Below are 12,828 nucleotides of genomic sequence, written 5' to 3' on the forward strand. Positions count from 1 at the left end.
CCGGTCGTGGGTGGGCGGTGGGCGTGGTCCTAGAACCCCAGATAGGCGTGGCGCAGCTGGTCGTCCCCGGCCAGCACGTCGGCGTCCTCGTCGGCGACGACGCGGCCCAGGTCGAGCACGACCCCGCGGTCGGCGACCGAGAGCGCGCTGCGCGCGTTCTGCTCCACGAGCAGCACGCTGAGGCCCTCCTCGCGGACCAGGTCGCGCACCAGCGCGAAGATCTGGGCCACGATGCGCGGCGCGAGACCCAGCGAGGGCTCGTCGAGCAGCAGCAGGGTCGGACGTGCCATCAGCGCCCGGCCCAGCACCAGCATCTGGCGCTCGCCGCCGGAGAGCGTGCCGGCCGCGGCACCGCGCCGCTCGGCGAGCACCGGGAACAGCGTGTAGGCCCGGTCCAGGTCGCCGGGCCGGACCCGGCCGCCGCGGCCCAGGGCGCCGAGGCGGAGGTTCTCCTCGACGCTGAGCTCGGTGATCACCCCGCGGCCCTCCGGCACGTGGGCCATCCCGAGACCGGCCGTCTTCTCGGCGGGGACGCCGGTCACCACCCGCCCGTGCATCTCGACGCTGCCGGCCCGGGCGCGGTGCAGCCCCGAGAGGGTGCGCAGCAGCGTGGTCTTGCCGGCGCCGTTGGCGCCCAGGACGGCGGTGATGCGTCCCTGGGCGGCGGTGAAGGACACCTCGTGAAGGGCGGTGATCGGGCCGTAGCCCGCGCTCACCCCCTGCACCCGCAGGGCCGGGACGGTCGGGGCGGGCGCCGGTCGCGCGGCGTACCCCGGGGCGCTCACACGGTCTCCCCGAGGTACGCCGCGAGCACCGCGGGGTCCTCGCGGACCTGCTCGGGCGGCCCGTGGGCGATCACCCGGCCGAAGTCGAGGACGGTGATCTGGTCGCAGACACCCATCACCAGGTCCATGTGGTGCTCGACCAGCAGCACCGACATCCGGTCGGTCAGGCCGCGCACCAGCGTGCCCAGCTCGTCCATCTCGGCCGCCGAGAGACCGCTGGCCGGCTCGTCGAGGAGCAGCAGCTCGGGCTCGGCGACCAGCGCGCGGGCCAGCGCGACCCGCTTGCGGACGGGGTAGGGGAGGCTGGAGGGGTAGAGGCCCGCCACGTGGGCCACGCCCAGCGCGTCGAGGGTCGCCAGCGCCCGCTCGCGCAGCGCCCGCTCCTCGCGGTGCGAGCGGGGCAGGGCGAGCAGGGCACCGAGGAATCCGGTGCGGGCGTGCCGGTCGGCCCCGACCATGACGTTCTCCAGCACGGTGACCCGATCGAAGAGGCCGAGCCCCTGGAGGGTGCGGGCGATGCCGAGCCCGGCCAGGTCGGTGGGACGCAGCCGGCCCAGCGGGGTGCCGTGGTGGCGCAGCGTGCCGCTGTCGGGGCGCACGAAGCCGCACGCGACGTTGAACAGCGTGGTCTTGCCGGCGCCGTTCGGGCCGATGACGCCGTGCACCTGGTGCGGGCCGACCACCAGCCCGACGCCCTCGAGCGCGGTGAGACCCCCGAAGGTCACCGTCACGTCGCTGAGCTCCAGGACGCTCACGGGCGTCGGGGTGGACGTGGACGCGGGGGCGGTGACCGAGCGGGGCACGGGACCTCCAGCGGTTGGGCGGTGTGACCTGCACCACCTTGGTGTGGCCGCACAGGTTGGTCATGGGGCGGAGCGCACAAAACTCGTTGGTCCGCCGGACCCGAAACGCCGCAGGCTCTGGTCAGCGTTGTGCGCGGAGTGCGAACGTGGCGGTCATGTCTGCGGAACCCGTCGAGGAGGACGTCGCGCTGCGCCGCGCCTGGCTGCTGCTCATGGACTCCGCGGACGCGATCGCCGACAGCATCACGCTGACCCTCTTCGAGCGCGACGCCGAGATCTACGAGCGGATCGGCCCGGAGCTGCGCGCCGACGTCCGGGCGAGCACCCGCCAGCACATCCGGCGCGGGCTGCGGATCCTCGCCGGGCGCCGCGAGGACGGCGACGGCCGCACCTCGGCGGTCGAGCTGTGGCGCGACACCGGACGGCGGCGGGCGCGGCAGGGGGTGCCGCTGGAGGTGGTGCTCAACGCCTACACGCTGGGCGCCCGGGTCCTGTGGGAGTCTCTGGTCAACCGGGTCCGCTCCGAGTCCTCCGCGCCCGTCGACGACGGGGTCCTGCTGGCCGCGGCGCGACGGGTGTGGGCCAACCTCGACACCCAGAACGGCGTGCTCATCGACTCCTACCGCCGCGAGAGCGCGCGGCTGCAGCGCCAGGACCTCCAGCGTCAGCAGAGCATGCTGGACGCGCTGCTGGAGGGCCGGGGCGCGGACCCCGAGCTCGCGGAGGAGGCACGCGCGGTGCTCGGCGTCGGCCCCGACGACGACATCGCCTGCGTGGTGGTGCTCGTCGACGGGAACGCCGGCGTGGACGCCCTCGGGGCGGCCGAGGACCGGCTGGACCGGCTGCGGATCTCCGCGCGCTGGCACGTGCGATCGGGGGTGTCCTACGCCCTGCTGGCCGGCGAGCTGCCCGACGAGCCGGGGATCGTGGAGCTCTTCGCCCACAACGGCCCGGGCCGCACCGGGGTGGCGGCCAGCCAGGACGGCATCGCGGGGTTCGCGACCGCCTTCCAGCTGGCCCACCGGGCCGCGGAGACCCTGCCGCGGGGCACGCGGGGCGCCGTCGCGGTCTCCGAACGGCTGCCGGAGGTGCTGCTCGCGGGCAGCCCGCAGGTCGCCCCGCTGCTGGTCGCCCAGACCCTGGGTCCGGTGCTGGCGCTGCCGGGCGGCCAGGCCCGTACGCTGCTGGACACCCTTGCCGCGCTGCTGCGCCACGACGGCTCGCCCACGCACGCCGCCGCGGAGCTGTTCTGCCACCGCAACACCGTCATCTACCGGATCAAGCAGCTCGAGCAGCTGACCGGGCGCAGCCTCGCCGACCCGCGCGACAAGATGCTGCTCGCCCTCGCCCTGATGGCCAGCGGGCGCGGTGCCCCCTGAGCCCGGGCGCCGCGGCTCAGCGGTGCAGGAGCTCGCGGAAGGCCGCGCAGGTCTCCTCGACGGCGGTGCGGGCCGCGGCCGAGAAGCGCCCCATGTCGACGAAGCCGTGGATCAGCCCGTCGTACGACGCCAGCGTCACGGGTACGCCGGCGGCCCGCAGCGCCTCGGCGTAGGCCGTGCCCTCGTCGCGCAGCGGGTCGAACTGCGCGACCGCGACGACCGCGGGGGCGAGCCCGGCCGGGTCGCCGTGCAGCGGGGAGAGCCTCGGGTCGGCGAGCCGGTCCGCGGGCAGCCCGCCGACGTACTGCTCGGCGAACCACAGCATCGTGTCGCGGTCCAAGAAGTAGCCCTCGGCGTTCTCGGTGCGCGAGGCGGACTCCCCGACCAGGTCGGTGGCGGGGTAGAGCAGCAGCTGCGCGGCGAGCGGGACACCCTCGTCGCGCAGCACCTGCGCGGTGACCGCGGCGAGGTTGCCGCCGGCGCTGTCGCCGGCGACACCGAGCCGCTCGTCGCCGCCGAGGTCGGCGAGGTGGGCGGCCGCCCAGCGGGCGGCGGCGATGGCGTCCTCCACCGCGGCGGGGAACGGGTGCTCGGGCGCCAGGCGGTAGTCGACGCTGAGCACGACCGCGTCGCACGCGGTGGCCAGGGTCCGGGCCATCAGGTCGTGGGTGTCGAGGTCGCCGATCACCCAGCCGCCGCCGTGGAACAGCACGACGGTCGGCAGCGCGCCCGAGGACCGCAGGCGGGGGCGGTAGAGGCGGGCCGGCCGCTCGCCGTCGCCGCCGGGCACGGTGGTGTCGCACACCTCGGCCACCTCCGGCAGCAGGGCCGGGTCGCGCAGATCGACGGTGAGCGTGCGGAACGCGGCGCGCGCCTGCGCGGGGGTGCCGGCGTGCATCGGCGGCGTGCCGGTGGACTCCATGAAGGCCAGGAGCGCGGCGATCTCGGGATCGAGGCGGGGGTCGAGCTGGGTCACGAAGGGGTCCTCTCGGGTCGGCGGGGTGGCGGGGGCGCGGGACGCTCAGACGAACGCGCTGATGCCGGTCTCGGCGCGACCGATCAGCAGCTTCTGGATCTGGCTGGTGCCCTCGTAGAGCGTCATGACGCGGGCGTCGCGCAGGTATTTGGCGACCGGGTAGTCATCGACGTAGCCGGACCCGCCGTGCACCTGCAGCGCGTTGTTGGCGGCGCGCACCGCGGCCTCGGAGGCGAACAGCTTGGCCTTCGAGGCGGCCACGCCGACCGGCTCGCCGCGGTCCAGGAGGTCCGCGCAGCGCCAGACCAGCAGCCGGGCGGCGTCGGCGTCCAGCGAGATGTCGGCGATCAGGTCCTGCACCAGCTGGAAGGAGGCGATCGGTCTGCCGAACTGGGTGCGGGTGGTGGCGTAGGAGACCGCCGCCTCGAGGCAGCCCTGCACGATCCCGACGCAGCCGGCGGCGACCGAGACCCGCCCCTTGTCGAGCGCGGTCATCGCGATCCGGAACCCCTGGCCCGCCTCGCCCAGCAGCGCCGAGGCCGGCAGGCGTACGCCGTCGAGGTGCAGCGACGCGGTGGCCTGGCCGCGCAGGCCGAGCTTGCCGGTGATCTCGCGCGCCTCGAAGCCCGGCGTGCCGGTCGGCACCAGGAACGCGGAGATGCCGCGCGGGCCCTCGCCACCGGTGCGGGCGAAGACCAGCGCGAGGTCGGCCCAGGTGCCGTTGGTGATGAACACCTTCTCGCCGTCGAGCACGTAGTCGGAGCCGTCGCGCCGGGCGCGGGTGGTCAGGTTGCCGGCGTCGGAGCCGACGCCGGGCTCGGTGAGCCCGAAGCAGCCCAGCGCGGTCCCGGTGGCCAGCCGGGGCAGCCACTCCCGGCGCTGGTCCTCGGTGCCGGCGCGCAGCACCGAGCCGCCGACCAGCCCGCTGGAGACCGAGACGATGCCGCGCAGCGCGGAGTCGGCGCGGCCGAGCTCCTCCATCGCCAGCACCGAGGTGACGTGGTCGCCGCCCACCCCGCCGTACTCCTCGGGGATGGTGAGGCCGAAGAACCCGAGCTCGCCCATCCGGGGCACGATCGCGGTGTCGACGGACTCGCGGCGGTCCCACTCCGCGCGGTTTGGGACCGCCTCGCGCTCGAGGAACTCCCGGGCCACCGCCCGGAACGCCTCCTGCTCCGCGCTCAGCGAGAGGTCCACGGCTCAGGACCCGACGCTGTGGCGGGCCAGCTCGGCCTTGGCCAGGGAGTTCTTGTGCACCTCGTCGGGGCCGTCGGCGAAGCGCAGCGTGCGGATGCCCGCCAGGCTGCTGGCCAGCGGGAAGTCCTGGGACAGCCCGCCCGCGCCGTGTGCCTGGATGGCCCGGTCGAGGATCTCCTGGACGACCTTGGGGGTGGCGATCTTGATCGCCTGGATCTCGGTGTGGGCGCCCTTGTTGCCCACGCTGTCCATCAGCCAGGCGGTCTTGAGCACCAGCAGCCGCAGCTGCTCGACCGCCACGCGCGCCTCGGCGATCCACTCCCGGATCACGCCCTGGCGCGAGAGCGGCCGGCCGAAGGCGACCCGGCTCTCGACGCGCTGGCACATCAGCTCGATGGCTCGCTCGGCCACGCCGATCGCGCGCATGCAGTGGTGGATGCGCCCCGGCCCGAGGCGGGCCTGGGCGACCGCGAACCCGGCGCCCTGCTCGCCGATGAGGTTGCTCGCCGGCACCCGGACGTCCTCGAGGACCAGCTCGGCGTGTCCACCGTGCTCGTGGTCGTCGTAGCCCAGCACGTGCATGGGTCGTACGACGTGCAGCCCCGGAGTGTCACGGGGGACGAGCACCATCGACTGCTGGCGGTGCCGGGCCGCGTCGGGGTCGGTGCGCCCCATCACGATGAAGATCTCGCAGTCGGGGTTCATCGCCCCGGTGATCCACCACTTGCGCCCGTTGAGCACGTAGTCGTCGCCGTCGCGCACGATCGAGGTGGCGATGTTGGTCGCGTCGGAGGAGGCGACGTCGGGCTCGGTCATCGCGAAGGCGGAGCGGATCTCCCCGGCGAGCAGCGGGTCGAGCCAGCGCTCCTGCTGCTCGGGGGTGCCGAACATGTGCAGCACCTCCATGTTGCCGGTGTCGGGGGCCGCACAGTTCATCGCCGCCGGGGCCAGGTTGCCGCTGCGGCCGCTGATCTCGGCCAGCGGGGCGTACTGCAGGTTGGTGAGTCCGGCGCCGCGCCCGCCGGTGTCGCCGGGCAGGAAGAGGTTCCACAGCCCGCGGGCGCGGGCCTCGGCCTGGAGGTCCTTCATCACCGCGGTGCGGGTCCAGGCGAACGGGTCCTCGAGGGCGCCCAGCTGCTCGTCGAACACCTCCTCGGCCGGGTGCACGTGGCTGTCCATGAACTCCAGCAGGGTGCGCTGGAGCTCGCGGGTGCGGTCGTCGAACTCGAAGTCCATGGGGTCCTCTCAGGGATGGCCGTCAGTGCTGGCGGTCAGTGCTGGCGGTCGGGGGTGCCGGTCGCGGCGGCGAGGCCGGCGGCGAGCAGCGGCTCGACCGCCTCGCCGACGGTGTCGAAGCCCTCCCCGACCGTCTGGCCGAGCAGGTGGCGGTGGTGGATGCCCTCGAGGATCACCGCGAGCTTGAGGTGGGCCAGGCCGAGGTGGAAGTCCATCCGGCCCAGGTCGCGCCCGCTCGCCGCGGCGTACCGCTCGAGCTGGGCCTCGGGGGAGGGGTAGCCGGGCGCGGTGCTGGCGTCGGCGACGGCGGCGCCGCCGGAGATCGCGCCGAGGCTGTCATAGACCAGCAGCAGCGCGACGTCGGTGAGCGGGTCGCCGAGCGTGGCCATCTCCCAGTCGACGACGGCGCGCACGGGCTGCGGGTCCCCGGCGACCGCGAGCAGGTTGTCGAGGCGGTAGTCGCCGTGCACGATCCCCGCCCGGCCGGCGTCGCCGGTCTCCGGCGGCACGTGCGCGGCGAGGTGGTCCAGCAGGCGCGTGGCGTCGGGCAGCTCGCGGGTGCGCGAGCCCTCCAGCTGCCTGCCCCAGCGGCGCACCTGGCGCTCGAGGAACCCGGCCGGGCGGCCGAGCTCGGTGAGCCCGACCGCGGTCGGGTCGACGTCGTGCAGCCGGGCCAGCACGTCGACCAGCGCGGCGCCGAGCTCGGCGGTGTGCTGCTCGCCGAGGGCGGTCAGTTCGGCTGCGGTGCGGTACGGCGTGCCCTCGACGCGCTCCATGACGTAGAACGGCGCGCCGAGCACGTCGGGGTCGGGGCAGTGGGCGTAGGTCCGCGGCACCGGCACATCGGTGTCGGCGAGCGCGCTCATCACCGTGAACTCGCGGCCCATGTCGTGGGCGGTGGCCTGCACGTGACCGAGCGGCGGGCGGCGCACGATCCACCAGCGGAACCCGTCGGTGACCTCGTAGGTGAGGTTGGACTTGCCGCCGGCGATCAGCGAGCCGCGCAGCTCGCCGGTGATCTCGCCGGGGCGCTGCGCGTCGTACCAGCGCCGCCACACGGGCAGGTCCAGGCCGGGCAGCCCGGTGTCGGTGTCGGCGCCGGTCTCGGTGCTCATCGCCCGACCCCCGCGTCGACCTTGGCCTGCAGCCGGCGCATCCCGGCCAGCCAGCGGTCGGTGTCGGTGGCGCGGGCGCGGTAGTAGTCGGCGACCTCGGGGTGCGGCAGCACCAGGAACCGGTCGTCGGCGAGGGAGTCGACCCAGGCCGTGGCGACGTCCTCGGGCTCGAGCGCGGCGTCGCGGGAGAGCAGGTCGCTCAGCGGCCCGGCGTCCTCGAGCATGCGGGTGCGCACCCCCTGCGGGCACAGCGCCTGGACCACGACGCCCCGGTCGCCGTAGGTCACCGAGAGCCACTCGGCGAACCCGACGGCGGCGTGCTTGGTCACCGAGTACGGCGCGCTGCCGATCATCGTGAGCAGCCCGGCGGCCGACGCGGTGACCACGAACCGGCCGCCTCCGCCGTCGGCCAGCCACCCGGGGACGACGGCCCGTGCGGTGCGGACGTGGGCCAGGACGTTGGTCTCCAGCATCCGCGCCCAGGTCTCGTCGGGGACGCCCAGCGGGTCCGTGAGGCTGCCGGGACCGTCCTCGGCGTGACTGGTGTCGATGCCGGCGTTGGCGCAGAACACGTCGATGCGCCCCAGCGCCGCGCGCGCCTGCTCGACCAGCGCGGTCACCCCGGCGCTCGAGGCGCAGTCACCGGGCACCGCGTGCCCGCCGATCTCGGCCGCGACGGCCGTGGCCGCGTCGGCGTCGAGGTCGTTGACCACCACGCGGGCCCCCTCGGCGGCCAGCCGGCGCGCCAGCGCCCGGCCGATGCCGTGCCCGCCGCCGGTGACGACCGCGCCCGCGTCTGCGAGCGGGGAGCCGGTCGCCATCAGACCCCGCCGGTGAGGGTGAGCCCGCCGTCGACCACGAGCACCTGGCCGGTGAGCCAGGCCGCCTCCTCGGAGAGCAGGAACGCGACCACGCTGCCGATGTCGTCGGGCACGCCCAGCCGCTTGAGCGGGTACGCCGCGGCGACCTCCTCCTCGCGGCCCTCGTAGAGCGCGCTGGCGAACCGGGTCTTCACCACGGCCGGGGCGACCGCGTTGACCCGGACGCTCGGGCCGAGCTCGACGGCCAGGCTCTCGGTGAGGCTGGCCAGCATCGCCTTGGTCGCGCCGTACATCGCGATGCCGGGGGCGGGCTTGACCCCGGCCACCGAGGAGACGTTGACGACCGCGCCGCCGTGCTCGCCCATCCAGGCGCGGTGGGCGGCCTGCACCCAGCCGAGCGCGGCGATCGCGTTGACCTCCACGATCTTGCGGGCGGCGTCGAGATCGATGTCGACGAGCGGACCGAAGACGGGGTTGATGCCGGTGTTGTTGACCAGCAGGTCGACGCTGCCGAAGGCCTCGAGGGTGCGGGCCACCGCGTCCTCGCGGTGCGCGGCGTCCCCGGCGTTGCCGGCCACCCCGATCGCGACGTCGGCGCCGCCGAGCGTCTTGACCGCCTCCTCCAGCGCATCGGGCTTGCGTGCGGTGACGCAGACCCGGACCCCCTCGGCCACCAGCCGCTCGGCGACGCCGAGGCCGATGCCCCGGCTCGCTCCGGTGACGATCGCGACCTTGCCCTGCAGACCCTGCATGCGTCCTCCGTCTGGTGCTCCGGCTGGTGGACCCGGGTGCCCGTCGCGGACGGGTGTGACCCAAGTAACTAAGCGCTCGCTTACTATGGCTGCCATGACCGAGGACGTCAACGGCCCCGCGGGCGCTCGCCCACCCCGCCGCGACGCCCGCGACCGGCTGCTCGCCGCGGCCGTGGAGGCGTTCGGGGCGTGGGGGTTCCACGGCACCAGCACCCGCGACATCGCCGCGGCGGCGGGGATGAGCCCGGCCGCGCTCTATGTGCACCACCGCTCCAAGGAGGAGCTGTTGCACCGCATCTCCCTCGTCGGCCACGAGCAGACCCTGGCGCTGTGCGAGGCCGCGCTGGCCACCTCCACCGACCCGGTCGAGCAGCTCGCGCGGCTGGTGGAGGACTACGTGCGCTGGCACGCGGTGCACCACACAACCGCCCGCATCCTCAACTACGAGCTCGGGGCGCTCGCGCCCGAGCACCGCGCCGAGATCGACCGGCTGCGGGTGGCGATCGACGCCCTCGTGCGCGACGTGCTGCGCCGCGGCGTCGCCGCCGGCGTGCTGGTCACCGACGACCCCGCGATGACCGCGACGGCGGTGCTGTCGATGGGCATCGACCTGGCGCGGTGGTATCGCGAGGGCCGCAGCTGGGGTCCCGACGACCTTGCACGCCACTACCGCGGGCTGGTGCTCGCGATGGTCGGGGCCGCGCCCGAACCCGCCCGGTAGCCGCCGGGTCGGCACTATCCTGCTCCCGGCGGACCACCCGGTCCGGCGCCGAAGGAGCAGGAGGCCGCGATGGGCTCGGTGACCCGCGAGCACGGCGCCCTACGCGAGAACGTCGTCGCCGCGCTGCGTGCCGACATCATCGACGGACGCCTCGAGCCGGGGGAGCCGTTGCGCACCGAGGCGATCATGCAGCGCTTCGGGGTCTCCAACTCCCCGCTGCGCGAGGCCTTCGCCCAGCTGGCCAGCGAGGGCCTGGTGGTCGTGCGGCGCAACCGCGGCGCCTCGGTCGCCCCGCTGAGCCGCGCCGGCGCCGACGACGTGCTGCGCGTGGGGGCGCTGTTCCTCGAGCACGTGCTGCGCTGGGGCGTGCCGGGCTACACCCCGGGCGACGTGGCCGCGCTGCGACGCATCTGCCTGGACTTCGAGCTGGCCTACCGCAGCGGCGACGTCGCGACGGCGTACGCCGAGGCGGACCGCTTCGGGGCCGCGCTCCTCGATCGCTGCGGCAGCTCAGAGCTCGCGCACGCGTTCCGCGCGGTGCTGCCGCAGCTGCAGCGACTGGTGCGGCTGCTGGAGCCCTTCGACTACCTCGCGCTGCAGGGCTCGCTGCACTCCGCGGTCGTCGCGGCCGCCGCGGACCGGGACGCCGAGAGCGCGGTCGCCGCGGCCCGCTCGGTGTGGCGGCAGGTGACCCGGGCCGTCGAGGACCTCGGCAACGACCGCTTCGGCGCCTGAGGGCGATGGCCGCGACCGTGCCGCCCGGGCCGCACCCGGCCGTGCTCGCCCTGCGCCGGCGCCAGCGGGCCGGGGTGCTGGGACGCCGGATCGGCTGGGTGCTGCTCCCGCTGGTGGTCGCCTCCACCGCGTCGCACTACGCCGGGGGAGCGACGCTCCACGCCTGGACGCCGTACCTCGTCGGGGCGGTGGCCGTGCTCAACACGGTGCACATCGCCTTGTCGGTCTATGTCTTCGGCCTGGTCGCGCCGCGCCGCAGCCTCAAGGTGCTCCACATCTACCTCGGCTACCTGCTCGGCGCCCTGATCTGGGCCTCCCAGACCAACCTCGACCGCGAGCCGCTGCACACCTGGCTGACCGTGGCGATGTTCGCGACGATCGGGGTGCACCTGCTGCTCGCGGCGCGCTACGCGGCCCAGCGTCGGGCCGCGCAGCACGCCGCGGGCCTGCTCAGCGCAGGGTGACCCGGACGCGGGCCCGTGTCGAGGTGTCGCGCAGCGTCGGGCTCACGACGCTGCCGGCGTAGTCGACGCGCAGCCGGCCCGCCTGGGTCGGACGCCAGGTCAGCGTGGCGGTGTGCGCGGTCGGGCCGACCCGCTTCAGGCGCAGCGTGCGCAGCACCCGGGCCGCGCCACGGCGCGGCTCGAAGGTGACCGTCACCTGGCGGGCCGCGCCGCCGCGGGCACCGGTGAGGCGCACCTTCCAGGTCGCCTTCTTCCCGGCGGTGACCCGCCGGGCCGGCGGGCTCACCCGCAGTGCGGAGGCGACGACCGTCGTGCTCACCGGCGGCGGGGTCGCGGCCACCGGGCGGCGCTTCCAGATCGCCACGGTGTTGCGGTCGAAGGAGCTGAAGACCATCTCGGTGACCCCGTCGGCGTCGAGGTCGGCGACCGCGCCGCCGCCGGACTGCCCGAACTCCTCGCCGGGGCTGCTCAGCGTGTGCAGCCGGGTGGCGCCGTCGGCGAGCTGCTCGATCCAGAACAGCCGGCGGTCACCGTCGCCGGAGACCGCGAGGTCGATGTCGCCGTCGCCGTCCACGTCGCCGTACCCGAAGACGCCGGGGGCGCCCTGTCCGTAGGTGGGGCGGGAGGTGATCTCGTCGCCGGGGAAGATCGGCACGGTGCCGTCGGTGTAGTCGGCGGGGCAGGTGGGCGTCGGGGTGGTCGGCGTCGACAGGGTGGTGACCGCCCACGGCTGGCGCGGGTCGGCCGGCGGAACGAGCTCCATCACCTTCTCGGCGGGGAGGTAGGGCTGCAGGCAGCGGTTCATGTGGTTGGTGCCGATCCAGGACACGGTGCCGGGGCCGCGGAAGCCCGGGACGGGGCGGATCTGGAAGCCCATGCCGACGCCCACGGCGCTGCCGGCGGTCTGCGCGAGCGTGGCGATCGTGTGTGCGGTGAAGTCGTCCGCGCTGAGCCCGGGCGTGGCGTCGGTGGCGTGCTCGAGCCACAGGAAGGTCGCCCGCCCGGCGTCCTCCGGGCCGCCGCCCACGTCGAAGTACTGCGCGGTGACGATGTCGAGGTCGCCGTCCGCGTCGACGTCGTGCACGACCGGCAGGCTGCCGCCGACGTCGGCCAGGGCGACCGGGGCGTCGAAGGTCAGGTCCTCGTTGCCCTGGAAGAAGTGGGTCTCGACCTGGTCGTCGGTCTGGTCGCTGGGGTTGCCGCCCTGCTCGGCGACACTGACCAGGTCGAGGATCCCGTCGCCGTCGAGGTCGATGTGCTGCACGCCGTGGTAGGACCACGGCTGGCCGGTGATGATGTCGTGGCGCACGAAGGGCAGGGGAGTGCCGTCGGCGGCGAGGCCGGCGTTCTCCCACCAGGTGATCGCGCCGCGGGAGTTGCCGGCGAAGGAGTCGAAGAAGTTGCCGGACGGGACGACCAGGTCGGTGTCGCCGTCCCCGTCGACGTCGGTGAGGGTCGGCTGGTTGGGGAAGATGATGTTCGCGCTGGCGTCGAAGACGCTCACCTTGCGCCAGTCGGAGAGGTTGGCGCGAGGTCGGTAGACCTGCAGGCTGCCGCCGGTGCTGGGCACGCCTCGCGGGCCCAGGGCGCCGAAGCCGCTGGTCACGATGTTCTGCTCGCCGGCGAAGACCTCGCCGACCACGGTGAAGCTCGCTCCCTGCACCGCGGTGTCCACGTTGACCCGGTCGAAGGCGGCCGGCTTCGCGTCCGGCGCGGCGGGTGCCGCCGTCCCCGGAGCGGAGGTCAGGAGCGCGAGGGGGAGGGCGAGCGCGAGAGCGCCACCGGCGCGTCGGCGCCGTCGTCGAAGCAGGGACACGGGGACCGTCCTTGGGGTCGCGGAGCTG

13 protein-coding genes are annotated in these 12,828 nt (G+C 74.7%); 4 read left to right on the plus strand and 9 right to left on the minus strand.

All coding sequences use genetic code 11. The annotated features are described in order from the left end of the window. Nucleotides 1–29: 29 nt before the first annotated feature. Together GFH29_RS03855 and GFH29_RS03860 are read right to left on the minus strand one after the other, a co-directional pair. The gene (locus GFH29_RS03855) at nucleotides 30–785 is read right to left on the minus strand and encodes an ABC transporter ATP-binding protein (protein ID WP_153322123.1); all 756 of its coding nucleotides are present in this window, start codon (nucleotides 783–785) and stop codon (nucleotides 30–32) included. Continuing rightward, a complete protein-coding gene (locus tag GFH29_RS03860; RefSeq protein ID WP_153322124.1) occupies nucleotides 782–1,540 on the minus strand; it encodes an ABC transporter ATP-binding protein in 759 nt (252 codons plus the stop codon). The genes GFH29_RS03855 and GFH29_RS03860 overlap by 4 nt, the downstream gene beginning before the upstream one ends. A gap of 203 nt (nucleotides 1,541–1,743) precedes the next feature. On the opposite strand from GFH29_RS03860, the gene GFH29_RS03865 reads away from it, so the two are divergent. After that, complete coding sequence (locus tag GFH29_RS03865; RefSeq protein ID WP_153322125.1) at nucleotides 1,744–2,967, plus strand: PucR family transcriptional regulator; 1,224 nt, start codon at nucleotides 1,744–1,746, stop codon at nucleotides 2,965–2,967. Between the two features lie 16 nt (nucleotides 2,968–2,983). Here GFH29_RS03865 and GFH29_RS03870 read toward each other — a convergent pair whose 3' ends face one another. The 6 genes from GFH29_RS03870 to GFH29_RS03895 form a co-directional block, all read right to left on the minus strand. Next, nucleotides 2,984–3,889 (minus strand): alpha/beta hydrolase, encoded by a 906-nt coding sequence (locus tag GFH29_RS03870; protein WP_153325618.1) that lies wholly within the window; start codon nucleotides 3,887–3,889, stop codon nucleotides 2,984–2,986. Between the two features lie 99 nt (nucleotides 3,890–3,988). Further along, nucleotides 3,989–5,140, minus strand: coding sequence for an acyl-CoA dehydrogenase family protein (locus GFH29_RS03875; protein WP_153322126.1), 1,152 nt, complete (start codon nucleotides 5,138–5,140; stop codon nucleotides 3,989–3,991). Nucleotides 5,141–5,143: 3 nt separating this feature from the next. Further along, a complete protein-coding gene (locus GFH29_RS03880; protein WP_153322127.1) occupies nucleotides 5,144–6,376 on the minus strand; it encodes an acyl-CoA dehydrogenase family protein in 1,233 nt (410 codons plus the stop codon). A 35-nt stretch (nucleotides 6,377–6,411) separates the two neighbouring features. Next, the gene (locus GFH29_RS03885; RefSeq protein WP_153322128.1) at nucleotides 6,412–7,491 is read right to left on the minus strand and encodes a phosphotransferase family protein; all 1,080 of its coding nucleotides are present in this window, start codon (nucleotides 7,489–7,491) and stop codon (nucleotides 6,412–6,414) included. Beyond that, nucleotides 7,488–8,312 carry an SDR family oxidoreductase gene (locus tag GFH29_RS03890; protein WP_153322129.1) on the minus strand — a complete coding sequence of 275 codons (825 nt, stop codon included), beginning with the start codon at nucleotides 8,310–8,312 and terminating at the stop codon, nucleotides 7,488–7,490. The genes GFH29_RS03885 and GFH29_RS03890 overlap by 4 nt, the downstream gene beginning before the upstream one ends. Then, a complete protein-coding gene (locus tag GFH29_RS03895; protein WP_153322130.1) occupies nucleotides 8,312–9,064 on the minus strand; it encodes an SDR family oxidoreductase in 753 nt (250 codons plus the stop codon). Before GFH29_RS03895 ends, GFH29_RS03890 begins: the two co-directional genes overlap by 1 nt. Before the next feature lie 94 nt (nucleotides 9,065–9,158). On the opposite strand from GFH29_RS03895, the gene GFH29_RS03900 reads away from it, so the two are divergent. The 3 genes from GFH29_RS03900 to GFH29_RS03910 all read left to right on the plus strand — a co-directional run bounded on the left by GFH29_RS03900 (nucleotide 9,159) and on the right by GFH29_RS03910 (nucleotide 10,984). After that, nucleotides 9,159–9,785 (plus strand): TetR/AcrR family transcriptional regulator, encoded by a 627-nt coding sequence (locus tag GFH29_RS03900; protein ID WP_153322131.1) that lies wholly within the window; start codon nucleotides 9,159–9,161, stop codon nucleotides 9,783–9,785. A gap of 69 nt (nucleotides 9,786–9,854) precedes the next feature. Next, nucleotides 9,855–10,520, plus strand: a complete 666-nt coding sequence (locus tag GFH29_RS03905) for a GntR family transcriptional regulator (RefSeq protein WP_153322132.1) — start codon at nucleotides 9,855–9,857, stop codon at nucleotides 10,518–10,520. A gap of 5 nt (nucleotides 10,521–10,525) precedes the next feature. Continuing rightward, nucleotides 10,526–10,984, plus strand: a complete 459-nt coding sequence (locus tag GFH29_RS03910; protein WP_153322133.1) for a hypothetical protein — start codon at nucleotides 10,526–10,528, stop codon at nucleotides 10,982–10,984. Here the strand turns inward: GFH29_RS03910 and GFH29_RS03915 are convergent. Beyond that, nucleotides 10,971–12,800: an FG-GAP repeat domain-containing protein gene (locus GFH29_RS03915; RefSeq protein ID WP_153322134.1), complete on the minus strand. Its 1,830-nt coding sequence runs from the start codon at nucleotides 12,798–12,800 to the stop codon at nucleotides 10,971–10,973. The two genes, GFH29_RS03910 and GFH29_RS03915, sit on opposite strands and share 14 nt — an antisense overlap. Nucleotides 12,801–12,828: the final 28 nt, after the last annotated feature.

This window comes from Nocardioides sp. dk884 (assembly GCF_009557055.1).
In the GTDB taxonomy this organism is placed as follows: Bacteria; Actinomycetota; Actinomycetes; order Propionibacteriales; family Nocardioidaceae; genus Nocardioides.

Coding starts and splice junctions, on each gene's coding strand:
- GFH29_RS03870 (WP_153325618.1), bottom strand. CDS start 3,889: ATGGAGTCCACCGGCACGCCGCCGATGCACGCCGGCACCCCCGCGCAG.
- GFH29_RS03900 (WP_153322131.1), top strand. CDS start 9,159: ATGACCGAGGACGTCAACGGCCCCGCGGGCGCTCGCCCACCCCGCCGC.
- GFH29_RS03865 (WP_153322125.1), top strand. CDS start 1,744: ATGTCTGCGGAACCCGTCGAGGAGGACGTCGCGCTGCGCCGCGCCTGG.
- GFH29_RS03895 (WP_153322130.1), bottom strand. CDS start 9,064: ATGCAGGGTCTGCAGGGCAAGGTCGCGATCGTCACCGGAGCGAGCCGG.
- GFH29_RS03910 (WP_153322133.1), top strand. CDS start 10,526: ATGGCCGCGACCGTGCCGCCCGGGCCGCACCCGGCCGTGCTCGCCCTG.
- GFH29_RS03885 (WP_153322128.1), bottom strand. CDS start 7,491: ATGAGCACCGAGACCGGCGCCGACACCGACACCGGGCTGCCCGGCCTG.
- GFH29_RS03890 (WP_153322129.1), bottom strand. CDS start 8,312: ATGGCGACCGGCTCCCCGCTCGCAGACGCGGGCGCGGTCGTCACCGGC.
- GFH29_RS03880 (WP_153322127.1), bottom strand. CDS start 6,376: ATGGACTTCGAGTTCGACGACCGCACCCGCGAGCTCCAGCGCACCCTG.
- GFH29_RS03905 (WP_153322132.1), top strand. CDS start 9,855: ATGGGCTCGGTGACCCGCGAGCACGGCGCCCTACGCGAGAACGTCGTC.